Genomic DNA, 16,173 nt, shown 5'->3' on the forward strand with positions numbered 1-16,173 from the left:
CTGCTGCCTGATAGGTGTATTTCACCTGATACTCATCCGGAATCTTATCGCCGTTTTCATCTGTACCGAAGTTTGCTGTGTATTCACCAGCTACATTCAGTCCATCTACCTTTGCCGGTTTGAATTCATCATCCCAGCTGACGATCGTACCTTCTGCATTCGTCCAGTTCTTGAATGCATAGCCTTCTTTTGCTTCTGCTTTGCTTCCCTTTACGGTTCCGGTTAGTGGTTTGACTTCATCCTTCGCATTGGTTACAGTTCCCATATTTTCATCATTTGATTTATATGAGATCGTTACTTTTGCATCTTCCTCGAATTTAGCTACGAATTCAGTCTCTGTATTCAAAGGCAATTTTGTTGTCGGTGTTTCCGGAGACCAGCTCAGACTGTCTTGACTGTATCCTTTTGCAGCTGTAGCAGTTGCAATCTGATTATCACTAAGATACCCGATGCCACCGTCTTCCTTTGTTGCCCATTTTCCATCTTTGAGTAGTGTTACATAGAATGTCTTATTACCTATAATATTGGCGTGCTCAGAATCAATAGTTCCGTTCACTGCCTTATAGATAACCTTTATTTGATACTTATCCGGAATCTGATCCTTGTTTTCATCTGTCCCATAATATAAACGAATGACATTTTTTGATTCTTCTGTACCAATGGATAAAGGATTGTTTTCTACCTTATCCAAAGCATATGCTCTTCCCTCATACATGACAGAGACTTCCGGTTTCCATGTAATCTCTTCTTCAAACATCGCAGTATAGGAATCGGTTTTCCCTTTTACCCCGTCATAATAATATTCGATGCTGTAGCGAAAGCTGTCTTTTTCAAAATCTGCAACAAACTGCGTATCTTCATTCAAATCCAGCTTTGTAGTAGGGACTTTCGGTGCCCATTTCAGACTGTCTTGACTGTATCCTCTTGCAGCTGTAGCTGTTGCTATCTGATTATCACTAAGATGACCGATGCCACCATCTTCCTTTGTTGCCCATTTTCCATCTTTGAGTAGTGTTACATAGAATTTTTTACCATTAGCATGATCTGAATCAATAGTTCCGTTTTCAGCTGTATACGTGACTTCAATCTGGTATTTATCAGGAACACCATCCTTATTTCTGTCTTTGCTGTAATATACCTTGACTATATTTTTTTCATTATCAGTGCCAACTGTAAGATTATCTGCTTTTGTAAACGTATAGTTGTCAATAGAAGTTTTGCAATTTTCACCGATGATTCTATCATTGAATTTTGCATCTTTTCCTTCATCACTTTTCAGTATTTCATTACTATCCTCATCAATATGCTGGACTGTGTATTTCTGATTTGTTTTTTCATAAATAACTTTGATAGTATCCTTGTCTTTCACAGTGATAGGAAGGCTTGAAACTTTGTCTTTAAACTCATAATGTTTAAATTCATATCCTTCATACGTGTTAGATTTAATGGAATCTACTGGATAGGAATCATCGTTTACCCAAATTTCCTGCGTCATAGAAACAGTTTCCTCAGCTTCTTTTGAACCTTCAAGCCAATGTTCTATTGTATACGACAGGTCTTTGGTTGCCTTATCATCTTTTTTCCATTGTGCATACAGGGCAACAGAAGTTTTTACTGTAAATTCATCACCAGCAGCATAGCTCGTACCTTTGCCGTTAGCTCTTGTATTCCATCCATTAAATTCGTAACCCTTTCTCTTTGGAAAGTCATTGATATCAGTATGATCTTTTACAGTATATTCATTACCTGTTACTGCATTTTCTATCAGCACTGGGTCAAAATTATCAATATTTGGATAATATCCAATTTCAACTGATACTTTCTTTATATAGCCATCTACATGTGGTCTATCCTTATCCTGTTTTTTTATCGAGTACCAAACAATATTATCAAGCTTCATTGTTTTGCCCTTGTCGGCACCGCTTTTTACAGTATACTCTTCAGGAATGTGACCATCAGGGATAAAAATATATTTACTATCCACACCGTTTTCATCTGTAATTGGTGTCTTGTCAATATACGCTTTCTGGAATGCGTCCTCACTTATATATCCCGAGAACCCCATGCCCTGATTATGCACATCGTTATTTCCTCCCCAAGTTGGACCATTCCATGTATTGCTGTTTGATGGTACAAAGTTACTTGGATTGTAATTGCCAGACAAATTTTTCGGAAGCTCAGAGCTTGGTAACAGGACGAAGTATTCAGCCTCTCTTGTAAACGTTTCCTTCTCATAGACGGCTGTAAAGTTCATATTCTTACGAATAATCATATCTGCAATTTCTTCATTAGAATAAACTTTCTGTCCCTTACCTGATTTCCACCCTTTGAAAGCATTATCCTTTAAAACCGGTGTAGGAATTGCGGATTCAGAAATCTTCTTTCCACTTTCAATCTCCAATTTCACATCGTCTTTTTTATCGTTGTATGTTCCACCAGCTAAATCAAAATTTACTGTGAATTTTTCAACTGCTCTGTCTATTCCTTTTGCATAAATAGTCATTGTTGAATTCACGATTATGGTAGAAAAATCAATTTCAGTATTGCTATTTTTTTCTTTAACCCAAATATAATCCTTATTTAAGTCATCATAAAATCTTTTAGCAGAAATATCAGGCACGTCTGATCTATTTATTTTCTCACCTTTATTTACATACACTGCGCCTAAATCATGTGAATTTTCGCTTGTCATGAATGTTACTTTATAAGTTTCTTTTTCAGGGGTAGGAGGATTTATCATCGATTGATAAACATCACAGCGTATATATGTTATAACATTAATATCTGTTGAGTCTTTTAAAATTACATAGTGTCTGTATGGCAGAACATCACGCTGCAAGTTTCCCACTTTACCATCAGCACATAGTTTCCCATCTTTTCCTACCTGATTGCTTTCATGAAAAATTTTTCCACTTCCTGTTTGAACTGTATATTCAGTTGGATATTTTGTACCGTCAGTGTCTACATAGGTTCCATCATCCATAAAGCAGTTTCTGCTAACATCCACGGAGCATGTACCCGGATTTGTAGCCTTCGCTTTTTTAGTTACCGGAGCCTTACTAACTGCTTTCTCCTGTTTGGAGTATACAAGAGTAATCTCATTACCTGTATTTTCCAACACTATATCAGAAGCATTGTCTTTCGATGCTGTATAACCGTCGATTGCTTTTGCATCTAATGTCAGCTTTTCATGCAGTTTCCCCTCTTTTACATCATCCTCTGCAAGCTTGTTTCCTTCCAGATCCTGATAATGAATTGTAACAGCCGCTTTCGTATAGACATTGATTACCAGGTTCTTTTCAGATTCCCCAACCTCTCTGTTATACACGATGCTGTTATCAAACGCTTCGCCATTTAACGTGACCTGTTCAACCGCATATCCCGCATTTGCTGTTATTTCAGTTTTTTCCGGATTGGTCGCAGAACCAAATGTCAGTGTCCTTGATGCCTTTAAAGCGCCGTCTACATGTACTTCGACATTTAATTTTGAAACCCCATCCGGGATTTCGCTGGATCCGGTCTCATATGCTGCAGTTGGTTTATTCTCCATCGTAACCTGTACAAAGTCATCTTTGTAGGCAACACTGTCATTTGCTGCTATAGTTGTCATAGAGGATGGTACCAGTTGCAATGTCATTACGATAGCTAATAGCAACTTGCCGAACCTTTTCTTCATATACATCCTCTCCTTTCTCTTTTCCGTATATATAAAGTTTTTCCCACCTTACACGACCATTATAGAGTTGAAGGAGTTAGATTTTGGTTAGAATGCATTGTCAGATAAAAAAAAGTTCCGCAATACGCATGAACTTTTCACTCTCTTTATTGATTGGTATTCTGTATATAATAATGCAGCCGTTCCTTGCGATTACGCACCTTCCCCTGAAAGCTGGAGGATACACGCTGTGCAATCCGATATGCATCATCTTCCCGCTGGCATGGCAAAAGAACAAGAAACTGGAAGCGATTCAATCTGGTGAATACATCACCGCTTCTTAAAGAGCTTTGTATGGAGGCTTTCGCCTTTTCCAGTAAGATCTCCAGACGATTTTCATCATCTCCCTCTGTTTTAATTTCAAAAATGAATAGAAAATACCGTAAATTCTCACGTGCTGCATTTCGCATGGAGATTTCATAAATATAATCGAATGCAGTATTATCGCAATATAATGCGCCGCTGGAAATTTCCTTGCTCTTATAATAGGAGGTAATGCCCTCAATATTTTTCTTCTCCTCATTATTTCCGATGATATTGGAATACAGCTCCTTCATTTTTTCTGAAAGACTGACTGCATATTCACTCACCAGCATTCTTGTGGAGGTCTGGTAATATTCATAGGCAGCCGCATAATCGCCCTCACTGATCAGTGCCTGAATATAATAGAAATGATTTTCCTCAACAGAGGGCTCCAGTGTTGCTGCCTTCAAAGCGACACTCTTTAAATCCGAAAACTGTCCATTGCGAAGATAATACGCACACAGCCTATCTGTTACATCCAAAAATACATTGCGGAAATACTCCACCTTCTGAATGAACCACAGCTGCTCCGTATCGTTATAAAGGCCCCCATCATACAAATCGATGATTATTCTCGCATGTATGGAGGTGTTGTCATCATAGCTGTCTGCCTTTTCAATTCCTGCGAACTCCTTTTCAAACAACGTTGTATCCACGACAGTTTCAATCTCAGGCTGGAACCTATAACCGCCCTTTTCCGTCTGAATCAAATCAATATCCTGCAGTGCAGGTATTTCCTTCAGCAGCTTACGCAGACGAAAGATGTTGAATTTCAGAGAGCTCAGCGGATTATCACTATTTTCCCAAAACAGCTCCATCAGAAATTCTCTGGAAACATTTTTCCTATCCTGCAGTATCAGAACTTCCAACAGACTGAGCGACTGACGAGACAGATAATCCCGCATATTGAACACTTCTCCGCCATACTCAATCGTAAAACCATCAAACAGATGTATATACATTTTACTACTGTTCATGAAAATCCTCCTCACCTTACTCGAATGCTTGCTATCGGATAGGGGCATATCCCCTTCTATGCACTACATACAGAAACTGTCTGAAAACCCTGCCCTATCATGCTACTGCAAAATCGAAAAATTGTCCACAATAAGGTTATAATATTTTTGTAAAATACAGCATTTTGAGAACAAATACCAGGGTACGCTACACCCTTATTATGACAGATACGAATGTTTCATTGCAATAAAAACGGTCTGAACCGTTGATTTATGGACTAAACCGTTTTAAATCGTGTTATAAAATCCTTTCATAACAGTTTATGATTAAAACGCTAATACACCGCTGCCCTTATCCGCCTGCCTTATCCACTCTGTTTCTTATGCAATCATTAGGGTTTACTCCCCTTATGCAGGAAAGAAAAAGACCCTTCGGTCTTTTCTCCTTACATCATCGGTGAAAACAGATTCAGAATGGCCCGCATAATACGAACCGGAAGCCGGACCTGACGACATTCCTCCAGGGTAACCTGATGACTTTTCGCCAGTGTTTCTAAATAATCCTTTTTCACATCCATAACCACCTTGCTGCGATAGAACCACACCCCGCATTCATAATGCAGATAGTAGGAGCGATAATCCATATTCACCGTACCGACAATCGCCATTTTATCATCAACGACAAAGGTTTTTCCATGGACAAAGCCCGGTGTGTATTCATAAATTTTTACACCACCCTCAATCAGGTCCTTATAATTGGAGCGGGTCACAGCAAATACATACCATTTATCCGGAATATGGGGAACAAGAATTCGGACATCGATCCCGTTTTTAGCCGCCAGCAGCAATGCTGTTTTCATCTCATTGTCGATTACAAGATACGGCGTTGTTGCATATACATAGCGATTGGCGCTGTTGATCATATTGATATGCGTATATTCTCCGACATTTTCCTCATCGGTCGGGGAATCGCTGTACGGCTGCACATAGCCGTCATTGTGAATATTCTCGAACACCTTGAAATCCGGCTTATAGGAAAAAACATCATCCTTTTCCTTTTCGTCATAATTCCAGAATTGCAGAAACATCAGCGTCAGATTCCATACAGCTTCTCCGCGAATCATGACACTGCAATCCTTCCAGTGTCCAAAGCGCTCCTTCTGATTGATATACTCATCCGCAAGATTGATTCCCCCGGTCATTCCCACCTTCCCGTCAATGACAAGGATTTTTCGATGATCGCGGTTATTCATCTGCATGGCAAGCCGCGGCTTGATCGGATTGAATACCTTCGCCTGAATTCCGAGCCTTCTCAGCGTCAGATAGTAATCCTGTGGCAGCGTTGTAATACAGCCCGCATCATCGTACATGACACGTACCTCCACACCCTGCTTCACCTTATCGATCAGAATATCCAGAATGGTATCCCACATCACACCCGGAGCGATAATGAAGTATTCCATAAAAATGAAGCTTTCAGCCTTTTTCAGTTCTTCCACCATTGCCTTGAATTTTGCCTCACCTACCGGAAAGTAGGTTGTTTCCGTATGATTATAGATGGGAAAAATTGCATTCTTCCACAGATAATTGGCCTGCTTGTGTGCAAGCGGATCCTCTGCCTCCAAGGCTTCCATAATTTCTGTATTCTGCCATGAAATTTCCTGATAGTTTTCCAGTGCCTCATTATCTCGCTTGCGCAGCTCCTTGGGAACCTTTTGACCGCCAAACAGCAGATAGATCAGACCTCCGAAGACAGGAACTGCCATAATCAGCAGCACCCAAGTCAGCTTATAGGTCGGATTGTCATTTTTATTGATAATGTAGATGCTCATACAGAAGCTCAGGGCGATCAGTATAAAATAAATAGCCACAAAGTATTCACTGAGCTTGAAAACGATACCGAAAAATACGAACAGCTGAATCAGAATCAGTACAGATACAATTAAAATTTTATTATGTAAAAGGGATAGTAGTTTACGAATCATGCGGCTCCCTCCTTTTTTTATTTCTGGTTATGCAGATATTCTTTCACCATCGTGATATTGCCATCCAGCGTTTCCGGCTCTATATCACGATCCTTGCCCGTGCCGGTTCCGCTAACACAAAGACTTCCGGCATCATCCAGCTCGCCACAGGAAATAACAACCGCTTTCTTGAAATATGCCATAGCACTTTGTGTACGCATATCCTCATTTAGCTTGATGACATCAATCGCTTTCTTTTTCGGATGATATTTAGCTATTTCATTTGCCAGCTTACGGTTCTGCGGATTGAAGCCAATCTGTACGACGCTGCCCTTTGCGATGCAGTCCAGACAGATGAGCGTCGGATTTTTACCCGCATTGGCCAGATCCTTTGCGGCTGCCTCTGCACCGATAAAACGCATCTTGTTCTTATCCGTAAACAGAAAGCCCACCTTCTTACGCTCGTCCTTGCTCAGACCTCTTGCGATTTCAACAGCAGCGGCTATTGTCGCAGAATTACGGTTATAATTATGAGCATTGTGAAAGCCGTGCATCATCCAGTACATCAGCATGACAGTCAGCAGGAATAAGCCAAAGGAAATCAGTGACGCCAGTCCTGTGGAAGTAATCAGCGGCTGCAATCCATACAGACCTCCGAAAATCAATGCAAAGAATATGAAAATCGGGACATAGGTTGCGACCATGGTCTTGTTTGCCGTTTTGGTACCGTCAAAAGGAAAATACAGCACCTTTTTCCAAAACTTTCTTTCCGGTGTATCGTAGGGTACGACAATGACCGTCTTCATCTGCTTCATGTTTCCATACAAATAGTTATGGGCATGTGACAGCAGCTTTTTCCCTTCAATCATCGTGGATTCATATCCAAGGGCATGAAAATCCTGATGTAATGCTTCGATAAAACGCTTCTTCTGTCGTCTGCTGAAACGTGTACCATATGTTTTTGTATATTTCTCTAATACTGTTTTATCCATATAAGTGCCTCCTGAAACTAATATTCTTATTATACTAGAAATAAGAGAAAAATTACAGTGAATACTGAATATACGAAAGAAAAACCGAATTCAGTATCCTGTATCCTCTTTCATTCAAGCCGATTATGTATGTGGGGACATTCTTTCTGTAAATTACAGTCGGCAGTAGCACCTTGACTTCATACCGTGGCACAGGACAGGAAAAGAGGTACTGCACGGTATGAGCGGATATAGCAGAAAAGCTCACGTATCTTGTGAGCTCTCTATGAAATCAATTCTTAGGATTTGCCTTGCTTTCTTCTTCGCCTGATAGCGATAGCAGCACCTCCGGCGAGCAGTGTAAGCATACCGGCTGTGGCTGTGGCTGTGGTATCACCGGTATCCGGATGCTCAGCAACAGGTTTTGACGACTTCTTTTCTTCTTCTTTCTGCGGTTTTTCTTCCCCCTCTACCGCTGCCATCTGCAAGCTGCGATAGCTCTTCTGCAGGGTCTCATATGCTTTGGTTACAGCGGCATCATCAGCTGTTTCATCCTTCAAAACGGCTTCTGCCTGCTCAAGCGCCTTTACAAATGCCTCCCATGAATCTGCAGTATATCCATCCTTCTTTACAGTCTTCAGCATATTTACCAGAGTCTGCAGCTGCTCCTTGTTCACAGTGCTCTGTGCAGCTTCCAGTGCCAGAACTGCCTGTCTCAGATTGTTTTGTGCCGTATCCACTTCACTCTGTAAAGCCGACTCATCCGCCAACACCTTTTCAGCTGCGGCAATAGCTTTTTTAAGCGCGGCATAGCTGCTCGCTGTATAGCCTTCCGCTTTGATTTTCTTGGCGGATGCCAGAAGCTCCTTCAATTCTCTCTTGTCGGCGGTGATAACTGCTTTTTCCAGCCCCTGCATCGCCTTTTCCAAAGCAGCTGCACTGCTGTTCACATCCATTTGCGCAGCAGTTTCATCCGCAAACACCGCAGCTGCACGATACCATGCTGCTTCAAATGTCTTCCAGCTATCTTTTGTATAGTCTTCCTTTACATAGGTTTTAGCCTGCTCCAGAAGCTTCTGCAGCTCTTTCTTGTCTGCCTTTACTGTGACCTTCACCTCTATGGTGTGACCGGCTGCTTTTCCATGTAAGGTATACACGCCGGCTTTGTTTACATTCACATCATCCAGCTTCCATGTGATCGTCTCCAGCAATTCAACATCGTTGTCAAGCTTAACACGAATCTGTTTCGGCAGCTGATCCTTTAGTGTCTTATCACCGAATGCAAGTGTTATTGATGGAACATTCTCCATCAGACGTACAACAGATGCATCTGGGTATTGTATAGTTACATTGTTAAAGACGGTAGTTGAACGGAAGGTCTGTACACCGAGATAGCCATCCTGCATATCCACATTGCTTCGTTCCAAAATCTTTTCACCATCCAGCCAATACTCCAATTTACCGGCACCGTCATAAACAACCTTCAAATGCGCCTGCGTTGCTGCTTTGGATTTCTTTGCCGGAATTACTTTTGTCTCATTCCAGATTTCTCCGTTCTGATTTTTAAACAGCTTGGCAATAGAGCTGCCGTCATCCTTACGCTCAATGTTTGCACAGAACCAGTCAGCTGCCGGATTATTTCTGTCGCTGACACCGAATACGATACCTGCGGCAGTGCCCTCCAAAATTTGCATATCCGCTTCATATACAAATGCTTTGTCTTTGAATATCCGTGTATCATGAATCAAAAAGCTGTCACCCCCGGTATTGGTGCCGATAACTCCGTCCGTAGATTTTGCCCAAATACCTCCATCCAGCTTCCAATCCGGAATATTTGAAGCAAAGCTGGATGTGAAGATTTTGATTTCCACTTCTTTTTCCAGACCTTTTGCGGATGCTTTTATTTTATAGGTTCCCTCCTTGCTGCCGGAAACAACAATACTTCCTTTTTCTTCTTTCACAAGCTGCAGTCCCGGATCAATCGTCCAAACGATATCTCCACTTTCCATATTCGGATACATATTGGTATCCACACGGAATTCTGTATGAACCTCAGCTTCCCGAGGAGCGGACAGATAAAGCTGCGGTGCTTCCGAATCAGAGCCTGATTTACCGGTATACATGGACTTCATATCGTAAATTTTCAGCTGATCAATCGTAACGTCTCCTTCATCACAGAAGAATTCCATACCGATATTGCTGTTTTCCTGATACATAGCGGTAGAAATATTGGCCTCTCCATCGTTGCCAAATGCTTCTACAGCACCCTGATCAATGATAATACGAAGTTTAACCTTATTTCCTTCCAGCGGTTTCAGGGTATAAGAGAAATTACCGCTGTTCACATGATAGCCTGCATTTCTGCCATCCACATACATTTTCTGTGTTTCCTTATTGTATTTGAAAATCAGCTCCTTTCCATTTCCCTTGCGCAGCTTGAAGCCGAATTCCTTCGCAGTTCCCAGCGTGAATTCACCCTCCAGGTCATAGCGGATGCCGGATATGCCTCGCAGGATATTGGCATCAGATGAGGAAACCTTTTTATTTTTTGTCTGATACAGCATATGATTTGTATCCCTTAGAGCGTTCACTTCCTCCACAACATTCGATGTTACGATATAGTTACCGTCTGCATCCTGCTTCAATCCGTATTCCTGCGGAAGTGATTGCAATCCCTTATATGTTTTGCCATCGAATTCTATGAAGTCCTGCAGCCAGCTGATTCCAATCTGACGATTCTTTCCTGTACCGTCCCGATAAAATGTCATCGTTGCATATTTCCCAAAACCGCCCCATGGATTGGCATTGGAATCAATATCCATCTTTTCAGATTCTGCAGTCCATTTATAAATACCATTTTCATCCTTTTCCATACTTCCGACTACATAAAATCCGGCACTACCGTTATAAATCCACTTAGTTTCTCCTGTTCCATTTACCTTTGCCGGAATCAGTCCCGGACACTCAGAATGAATCTGATCTCCGTTTTTATAGGTCAAATTCTGAGATCTTGTCCAATGAATCAAATCCTTGCTGGTGAAAATCTGTGCAGCGCCTCCTGCCGTCACCATATACCATGTCTTGCTGTCATCACCGTCTATCTGAAAAACCTTCGGATCACGGAAATCATTTCCCGAAAGGGTATTGCCTTCATTTGGAAGAACCGGATTACCGGCATATTTCTGCCATGTAATCCCGTGATCCTTACTGGTAGCGATTGCCTGAGATTGCTTTCCTGTTTTTTCATTATGATATGTATATATAGAAACCAGTCTGGATTCTCCGGATTTGTTATTATCAAACAATCCGGAAGTATTCTCTGTATCCTCTACTGCAGAACCCGAGAAAATAAGACCGTGTTCATCGATTTGCAAGCCTAGCGGCTGCTGTTCCCAGTTTACAAGATCCTTGGAGCGTACATGTGCCTGCGACTGCTTATAGAAGTTATTATTGGGGGAATATTGATAGAATAAATGCCAGTAGCCGTCTGTGGAATCATATACCATACCGTTGGGATCATTCATAAAGTTAATCTGTGGTGTCACATGGAACTGTGCGCGGTATGGCTGCTGTGCCAGCTCTGCTGTTGACAGCCATTTATTTACAGCGAAATTGATATTCTCACGGAACCCGTCTTTTTCAATCGTAACTCCCATATTCAGAAAATTCATATCGAAGTCTTCCGCAGTTAAGGTAAAGGTATCAGTGACCTTTTGTTTTTCCTTTATCACCTTGTTGTTACGATCCTTCAGTGTAATGTAAACATCCCCGCTGGATTCCGGCTTTACCACGACACGATCCACGCCGGCCGGAATATCCATACCGTAGTTTTTCACATCCGGGTCAAATGTTGGAGTAATCGTCACGCCATCCGTTAATATTTTGAAATCACTCAGCTTCGCCTCTTCAACAGGAGGAAGCTCACCAGCGGCCTTGTGATACAAATTCTGATATTCGATATTTCCATCCCATGTTAGCAGTCCGAGATAGGATTCTCCCTTATGACGGCTGTCCTTTTCACGCATAATTCCTTTTCCATTGGCATAAACATAGATGTCTTCTCCAACGACGATTACCTTGATATCATAGGAGCCATCTGCATTCGGCTCCACATCGCTCAAAGGAACCTCTGCAATACTGCCGCCTGTTGGAAATTCAAACAGCTTGAAAATATTATGTGTGTAATCCGCATTGATCACATAACAGCCGTCCTTGGGATTGTTTGGATTCTGTACACGGAACATCAATGCCCCGGCACCCTTTTCATCCAGATTGTTTATGTTGGCGGAATACTCGAAGTTTTCTATTTTCGTATCAGAGATTGCAAAGTTATCGCCGTTTCCCTGCGAGTGCATACCCTTTTCTGTGATTTTCCAGCTTCCCTGAAGACCGCGCAGATTTTCCAAGGTGGTGTGGAATAAGCTTTCATCTGCTCTTTCTGTACGATCTGTGAACTGGATATTGGAAAGCTCAGCCTCTGTCTGAAAGGATAGCAGTCCAATATATCCGCCGGCCCAGTCATCCATATTTCCGCTCATCACATTTTCACTGCCGCCTTCACTGGTTACCTTGTAGATAAAGTCCCCATTTGCCTTTATATCCAGATCCAGATGTACCGTTTTTGTAGAATCATAGTCATTCAGTATCTGCATGGGCTGATAATTATGATCACCGGGCACACGAAACATGCGCATTTTGTTTTCTCCCTCATGCCTGATGACATTTGCTGCTCTCCATGCCTTGCTGGGATCATTTCGATTTCCCACACCGACCAGCAGTGCAGCGCATTGCGCATTCCCACTTTTGATTGTTAAATCTGCACTGTAGTGAAAATCATCTGCCAGCTCTTGTATGTCCTCACTCATCGCAAAATTATCCCCGTTCGTATTGTCCAGGATCACTTTGCCATCCTCTGTGCGAACATGCTCTCCTTTAAATCTTGTCAGCTGTACAGAAGCTGCTTCTTTTGTATTCTGCTCCTTTGGTGCAGGCACCTGTACCTCCTGTGGCTCAGCCGCAATAGTCTCAGCCATTACATTAAAAGGAACTAAATTGGTAACTGCCATGGAACATGACAGAAAAGCTGTCAGCATTCTTGTCGTTTTTCTCGTCATACGATCTCTCCTTTTCCTATCCTTCCAACATCTTATCGATGCTCTATTTAAAGTATATCGAAAGAAAAAATGTCAACACAGTGTATTTTGTAATCACTTACATTGACATTCGTTAAACTGTTTATAGTTATGCATTGCGTGTTATGTGCCTGTAGTTCAGCAGGCAGGCTGTAGCTTTGCCCCATCCTGCAGATACCAGATTGCCAGCTGTGTTCGGTCTCTAAGCTGCAGCTTCTCCAGAATAATACTCAGATAATTCCGTATCGTTCCTTCAGTAAAAATCATCTTTTCAGCGATTTCACGATTGGACATCCCCTTTGCAATCGCACCGATGATATCCCATTCCCGCTCACTCAGCTTCTTTACACGCAGATTCACGCGCAGATGCTCCTGATTCTCCCTCTTCAGCCGTTTTCCGTAATGTATCATATGAACCATCTTTGCCCCAACATCCGGGTTCAGCACACTGCCGCCCTTTATTGTTGTTTCTATAGCATACTTCAGCTCCCCTAATGAAATGCCCTTGAGAATATATCCACTGGCCCCATAGACAAGTGCCTTCATTACATATTCGTCATCAAGAAAGGTTGTCAAAATCAAAACATGTACCTTTGGATATTTCTCTTTTACTATACGGGTACACTCCACGCCATCCATTACCGGCATACGAATATCCATCAGGATGATATCAACAGCCCTTCCCTCAAGCTGCTGCAACACCTCTTCCCCATTTCCTACGACACTATTCACCGCAAACCCCTCGATGGAATCCAAAATAATTTTCAGACTCTCGCGAATTAACTGCTGATCCTCAGCTACCATAATGTTTATCATGTCCACTTTCCCTCACATCGTCTCAAATGGTATACATTTATACATAACTGCATTTCCAGTCGAATTGGGCGTATTATGCACAAAAAAACAGCAGATTCTGCTGTTTTATACGTATTTCATAAAGTATAAGTAAATGAATACTTTCAACAAACTGCTTTCATTCTCTGAATTAGTCATCATAGAATCTGGCGTATCCGATTAACAAGCATTGCCAATACAGCTGCTGCACCTTCAACATTGATCGACCGCTTTCAGCCCATATACTGCTTCAACCACCTTCCTTTCTTCTTACCAGACGATACAGCGTAATATGTTGTTCTACTTCCTATTTTAGTGCGCATAAAACCATACGTCAATTAACATTTGTAATCGGTTACACAACGAAATTCGCTGTAATAGCTGTCTGTCATACAGCAATCACACGCAGCTGGCAGCTATCCTATATCCTTCCTTATTTCAGCCGCTGCAAGTAAAAACACCCGGCTGGGCAACCGGGTGCAATTCATTCCATCATATTATAGGGTAATTTCTATCACATTTTCGAAAGGGTTATTATATGCACGGACGTAAACGAGCGGCTTCCCGCTCATACTGCTGATTACTGACTCCACACGAATGATGGGAGTGTTCATTTTGATTTTCAGCAGGTTCGCAAACTGAACCGGAACCAGCATGGGAATAAACTTTTGTGTAACACGTCCGTTCTTTACATAATCGTTCATATCCAGCAGATTTTTCAGGTTCTTCATATCTGCATCGGATATCTGGTTTCGGATAAAGAAGATCTCCTCTACGCTGGTCGGCTTGGAATTGACGGTATTCAACCGAACAACGCTCAACACCTGATCGTCCTGATCGATTTCCAATATCGGTGCAATGTCTGCGGCATCCTTTACATTAAAATACATGACGATGAACTCGCTGATTTCTTCCTGCAGCATTTCCGCAGCTGTATTTCTCTTCAGCAGCTTACGGTCAGCGACAAAGGTTCCCTTGTTTTTATCGCGGTAGAGGAAACCCTCCTCAACCAGCTCATCGATTGCTTTTCGCACAGTCATGCGGCTCGCATCAAAGCGAACCGCCATATCACGTTCTGAATCAATTGGTGAATTGGCAGCCTTATCTTCAATTTCCTGCATAATTAGGTCTTTGATTTTTCGATAGATAGGAGTTGCCATAGTTTCACCTCGTTTCTGATTCTAGCGCATAAAGCCGAAGGATTTCCATGGTTTGATGTAGTCCAGCAGCATTCTCTCATCCTCTGGTATATGACCGATGACATTTTTCCTTCCATCATTCGGCATATCCTTCAATACAATATGCAATTCTCCTTTATAACGGGAGTATTCATCATTTACAATGACAACATCTCCACGTTTTAAATCCCTTGTATTCTTTGGCGGAACACTTTCCTTTGCGTAGGTAACACGCGGCATGGTGCTTCTCGCCATATACTCGCTCATATCTCCACGAACAAAATGCGGATGCTCGTAAAGAATTTTTTCTTCTGTCGGGTGAAGATCCGCTTCAAAATCAATCTTGAAGGTCAGTTTACCCGGATCAATTTTTGAAAGCGTAGAGAGCTCTTCCTCACTCGCATAAGCATTTGCGATAATCACATCGTCCACCAGTCTGGTGGCAAACAAATGTCTTGCCTGCACGTCAATCGGCAGATCACGGTGTATTTCCAAAGTACACAGACCTTCATTTACCGGCCAAGGGCCATAGGTTCCCTCTTCCTGAGAGGATACGAAGGCAGCGACTTTAATATTCAAATCCTTAATGTCCTGACTGCATTTTTCAAAATGCTCATAGCTGATTCCGCTGTAGCGCTGCGGATAAAAGTTATGACAGGTAATAATATTATCCAGCTTTGGATAATGGCTCATAATGTTGTCCAGATATTTCGTACCCAGACTTGCGTTGATTTCGATTTTCAAATTTTGCGGGTTATAGGTCATTAAAGCTTCCTTTAATGAATCAAATCCTTCATCCAGACGAATACCGTCGGCATGCATCTCTGCGAAAAATGACAGATCATCATAAGAAACATGCAGCTTCTCAAATACAAACGGCGCAACGTCCAGTATGACTTCCATTCCATAGGAATGTGCGTGGTCAATCAATTCTCTGAATTCCGCAAGGATTTCCTCACGTTCCTTTTCTACACTCAGCAGGCAGGTAAAGATTCGTTTGAATCCGTATTTTGCGGCAAGTGTCACATATGCTTTATCTTTCTCCAGAGTAGAATGCTCCGGATAAAGAGAAATTCCTAATCTAGCCATGATTAGCTCCTCCTTTGACAAGCAGCCAATA

8 protein-coding genes are annotated in these 16,173 nt (G+C 41.9%); all 8 read right to left on the reverse strand.

Features of this window, described 5'->3' with window-relative positions; all coding sequences use genetic code 11:
- Positions 1 to 3,676 (reverse strand): InlB B-repeat-containing protein (locus NE665_RS10745; protein ID WP_256302540.1); only part of this gene is annotated, 3,676 nt, incomplete at its 3' end.
- A 146-nt stretch (positions 3,677 to 3,822) separates the two neighbouring features.
- On the reverse strand, positions 3,823 to 4,995 hold the full coding sequence (locus NE665_RS10750; RefSeq protein ID WP_117444187.1) for a BTAD domain-containing putative transcriptional regulator: 1,173 nt from the start codon (positions 4,993 to 4,995) through the stop codon (positions 3,823 to 3,825).
- A 425-nt stretch (positions 4,996 to 5,420) separates the two neighbouring features.
- A complete protein-coding gene (gene cls / locus NE665_RS10755; RefSeq protein WP_117444186.1) occupies positions 5,421 to 6,959 on the reverse strand; it encodes a cardiolipin synthase in 1,539 nt (512 codons plus the stop codon).
- Between the two features lie 17 nt (positions 6,960 to 6,976).
- Positions 6,977 to 7,930: a hypothetical protein gene (locus NE665_RS10760; RefSeq protein WP_117444185.1), complete on the reverse strand. Its 954-nt coding sequence runs from the start codon at positions 7,928 to 7,930 to the stop codon at positions 6,977 to 6,979.
- 278 nt (positions 7,931 to 8,208) lie between these two features.
- Complete coding sequence (locus NE665_RS10765; protein WP_117444184.1) at positions 8,209 to 13,023, reverse strand: GH32 C-terminal domain-containing protein; 4,815 nt, start codon at positions 13,021 to 13,023, stop codon at positions 8,209 to 8,211.
- 156 nt (positions 13,024 to 13,179) lie between these two features.
- Positions 13,180 to 13,857, reverse strand: coding sequence for a response regulator transcription factor (locus tag NE665_RS10770; RefSeq protein WP_117444183.1), 678 nt, complete (start codon positions 13,855 to 13,857; stop codon positions 13,180 to 13,182).
- Positions 13,858 to 14,372: 515 nt separating this feature from the next.
- Positions 14,373 to 15,035 carry a GntR family transcriptional regulator gene (locus NE665_RS10775; protein ID WP_117444182.1) on the reverse strand — a complete coding sequence of 221 codons (663 nt, stop codon included), beginning with the start codon at positions 15,033 to 15,035 and terminating at the stop codon, positions 14,373 to 14,375.
- Positions 15,036 to 15,056: 21 nt separating this feature from the next.
- The gene (locus tag NE665_RS10780; protein ID WP_118654758.1) at positions 15,057 to 16,142 is read right to left on the reverse strand and encodes a MupG family TIM beta-alpha barrel fold protein; all 1,086 of its coding nucleotides are present in this window, start codon (positions 16,140 to 16,142) and stop codon (positions 15,057 to 15,059) included.
- Positions 16,143 to 16,173 lie beyond the last annotated feature (31 nt).

The sequence above is a fragment of the Clostridium sp. DFI.1.208 genome, from assembly GCF_024463855.1.
Taxonomy (GTDB): Bacteria; Bacillota_I; Bacilli_A; order Erysipelotrichales; family Erysipelotrichaceae; genus Clostridium_AQ.

Coding starts and splice junctions, on each gene's coding strand:
- NE665_RS10750 (WP_117444187.1), bottom strand. CDS start 4,995: ATGAACAGTAGTAAAATGTATATACATCTGTTTGATGGTTTTACGATT.
- cls (WP_117444186.1), bottom strand. CDS start 6,959: ATGATTCGTAAACTACTATCCCTTTTACATAATAAAATTTTAATTGTA.
- NE665_RS10760 (WP_117444185.1), bottom strand. CDS start 7,930: ATGGATAAAACAGTATTAGAGAAATATACAAAAACATATGGTACACGT.
- NE665_RS10765 (WP_117444184.1), bottom strand. CDS start 13,023: ATGACGAGAAAAACGACAAGAATGCTGACAGCTTTTCTGTCATGTTCC.
- NE665_RS10770 (WP_117444183.1), bottom strand. CDS start 13,857: ATGATAAACATTATGGTAGCTGAGGATCAGCAGTTAATTCGCGAGAGT.
- NE665_RS10775 (WP_117444182.1), bottom strand. CDS start 15,035: ATGGCAACTCCTATCTATCGAAAAATCAAAGACCTAATTATGCAGGAA.
- NE665_RS10780 (WP_118654758.1), bottom strand. CDS start 16,142: ATGGCTAGATTAGGAATTTCTCTTTATCCGGAGCATTCTACTCTGGAG.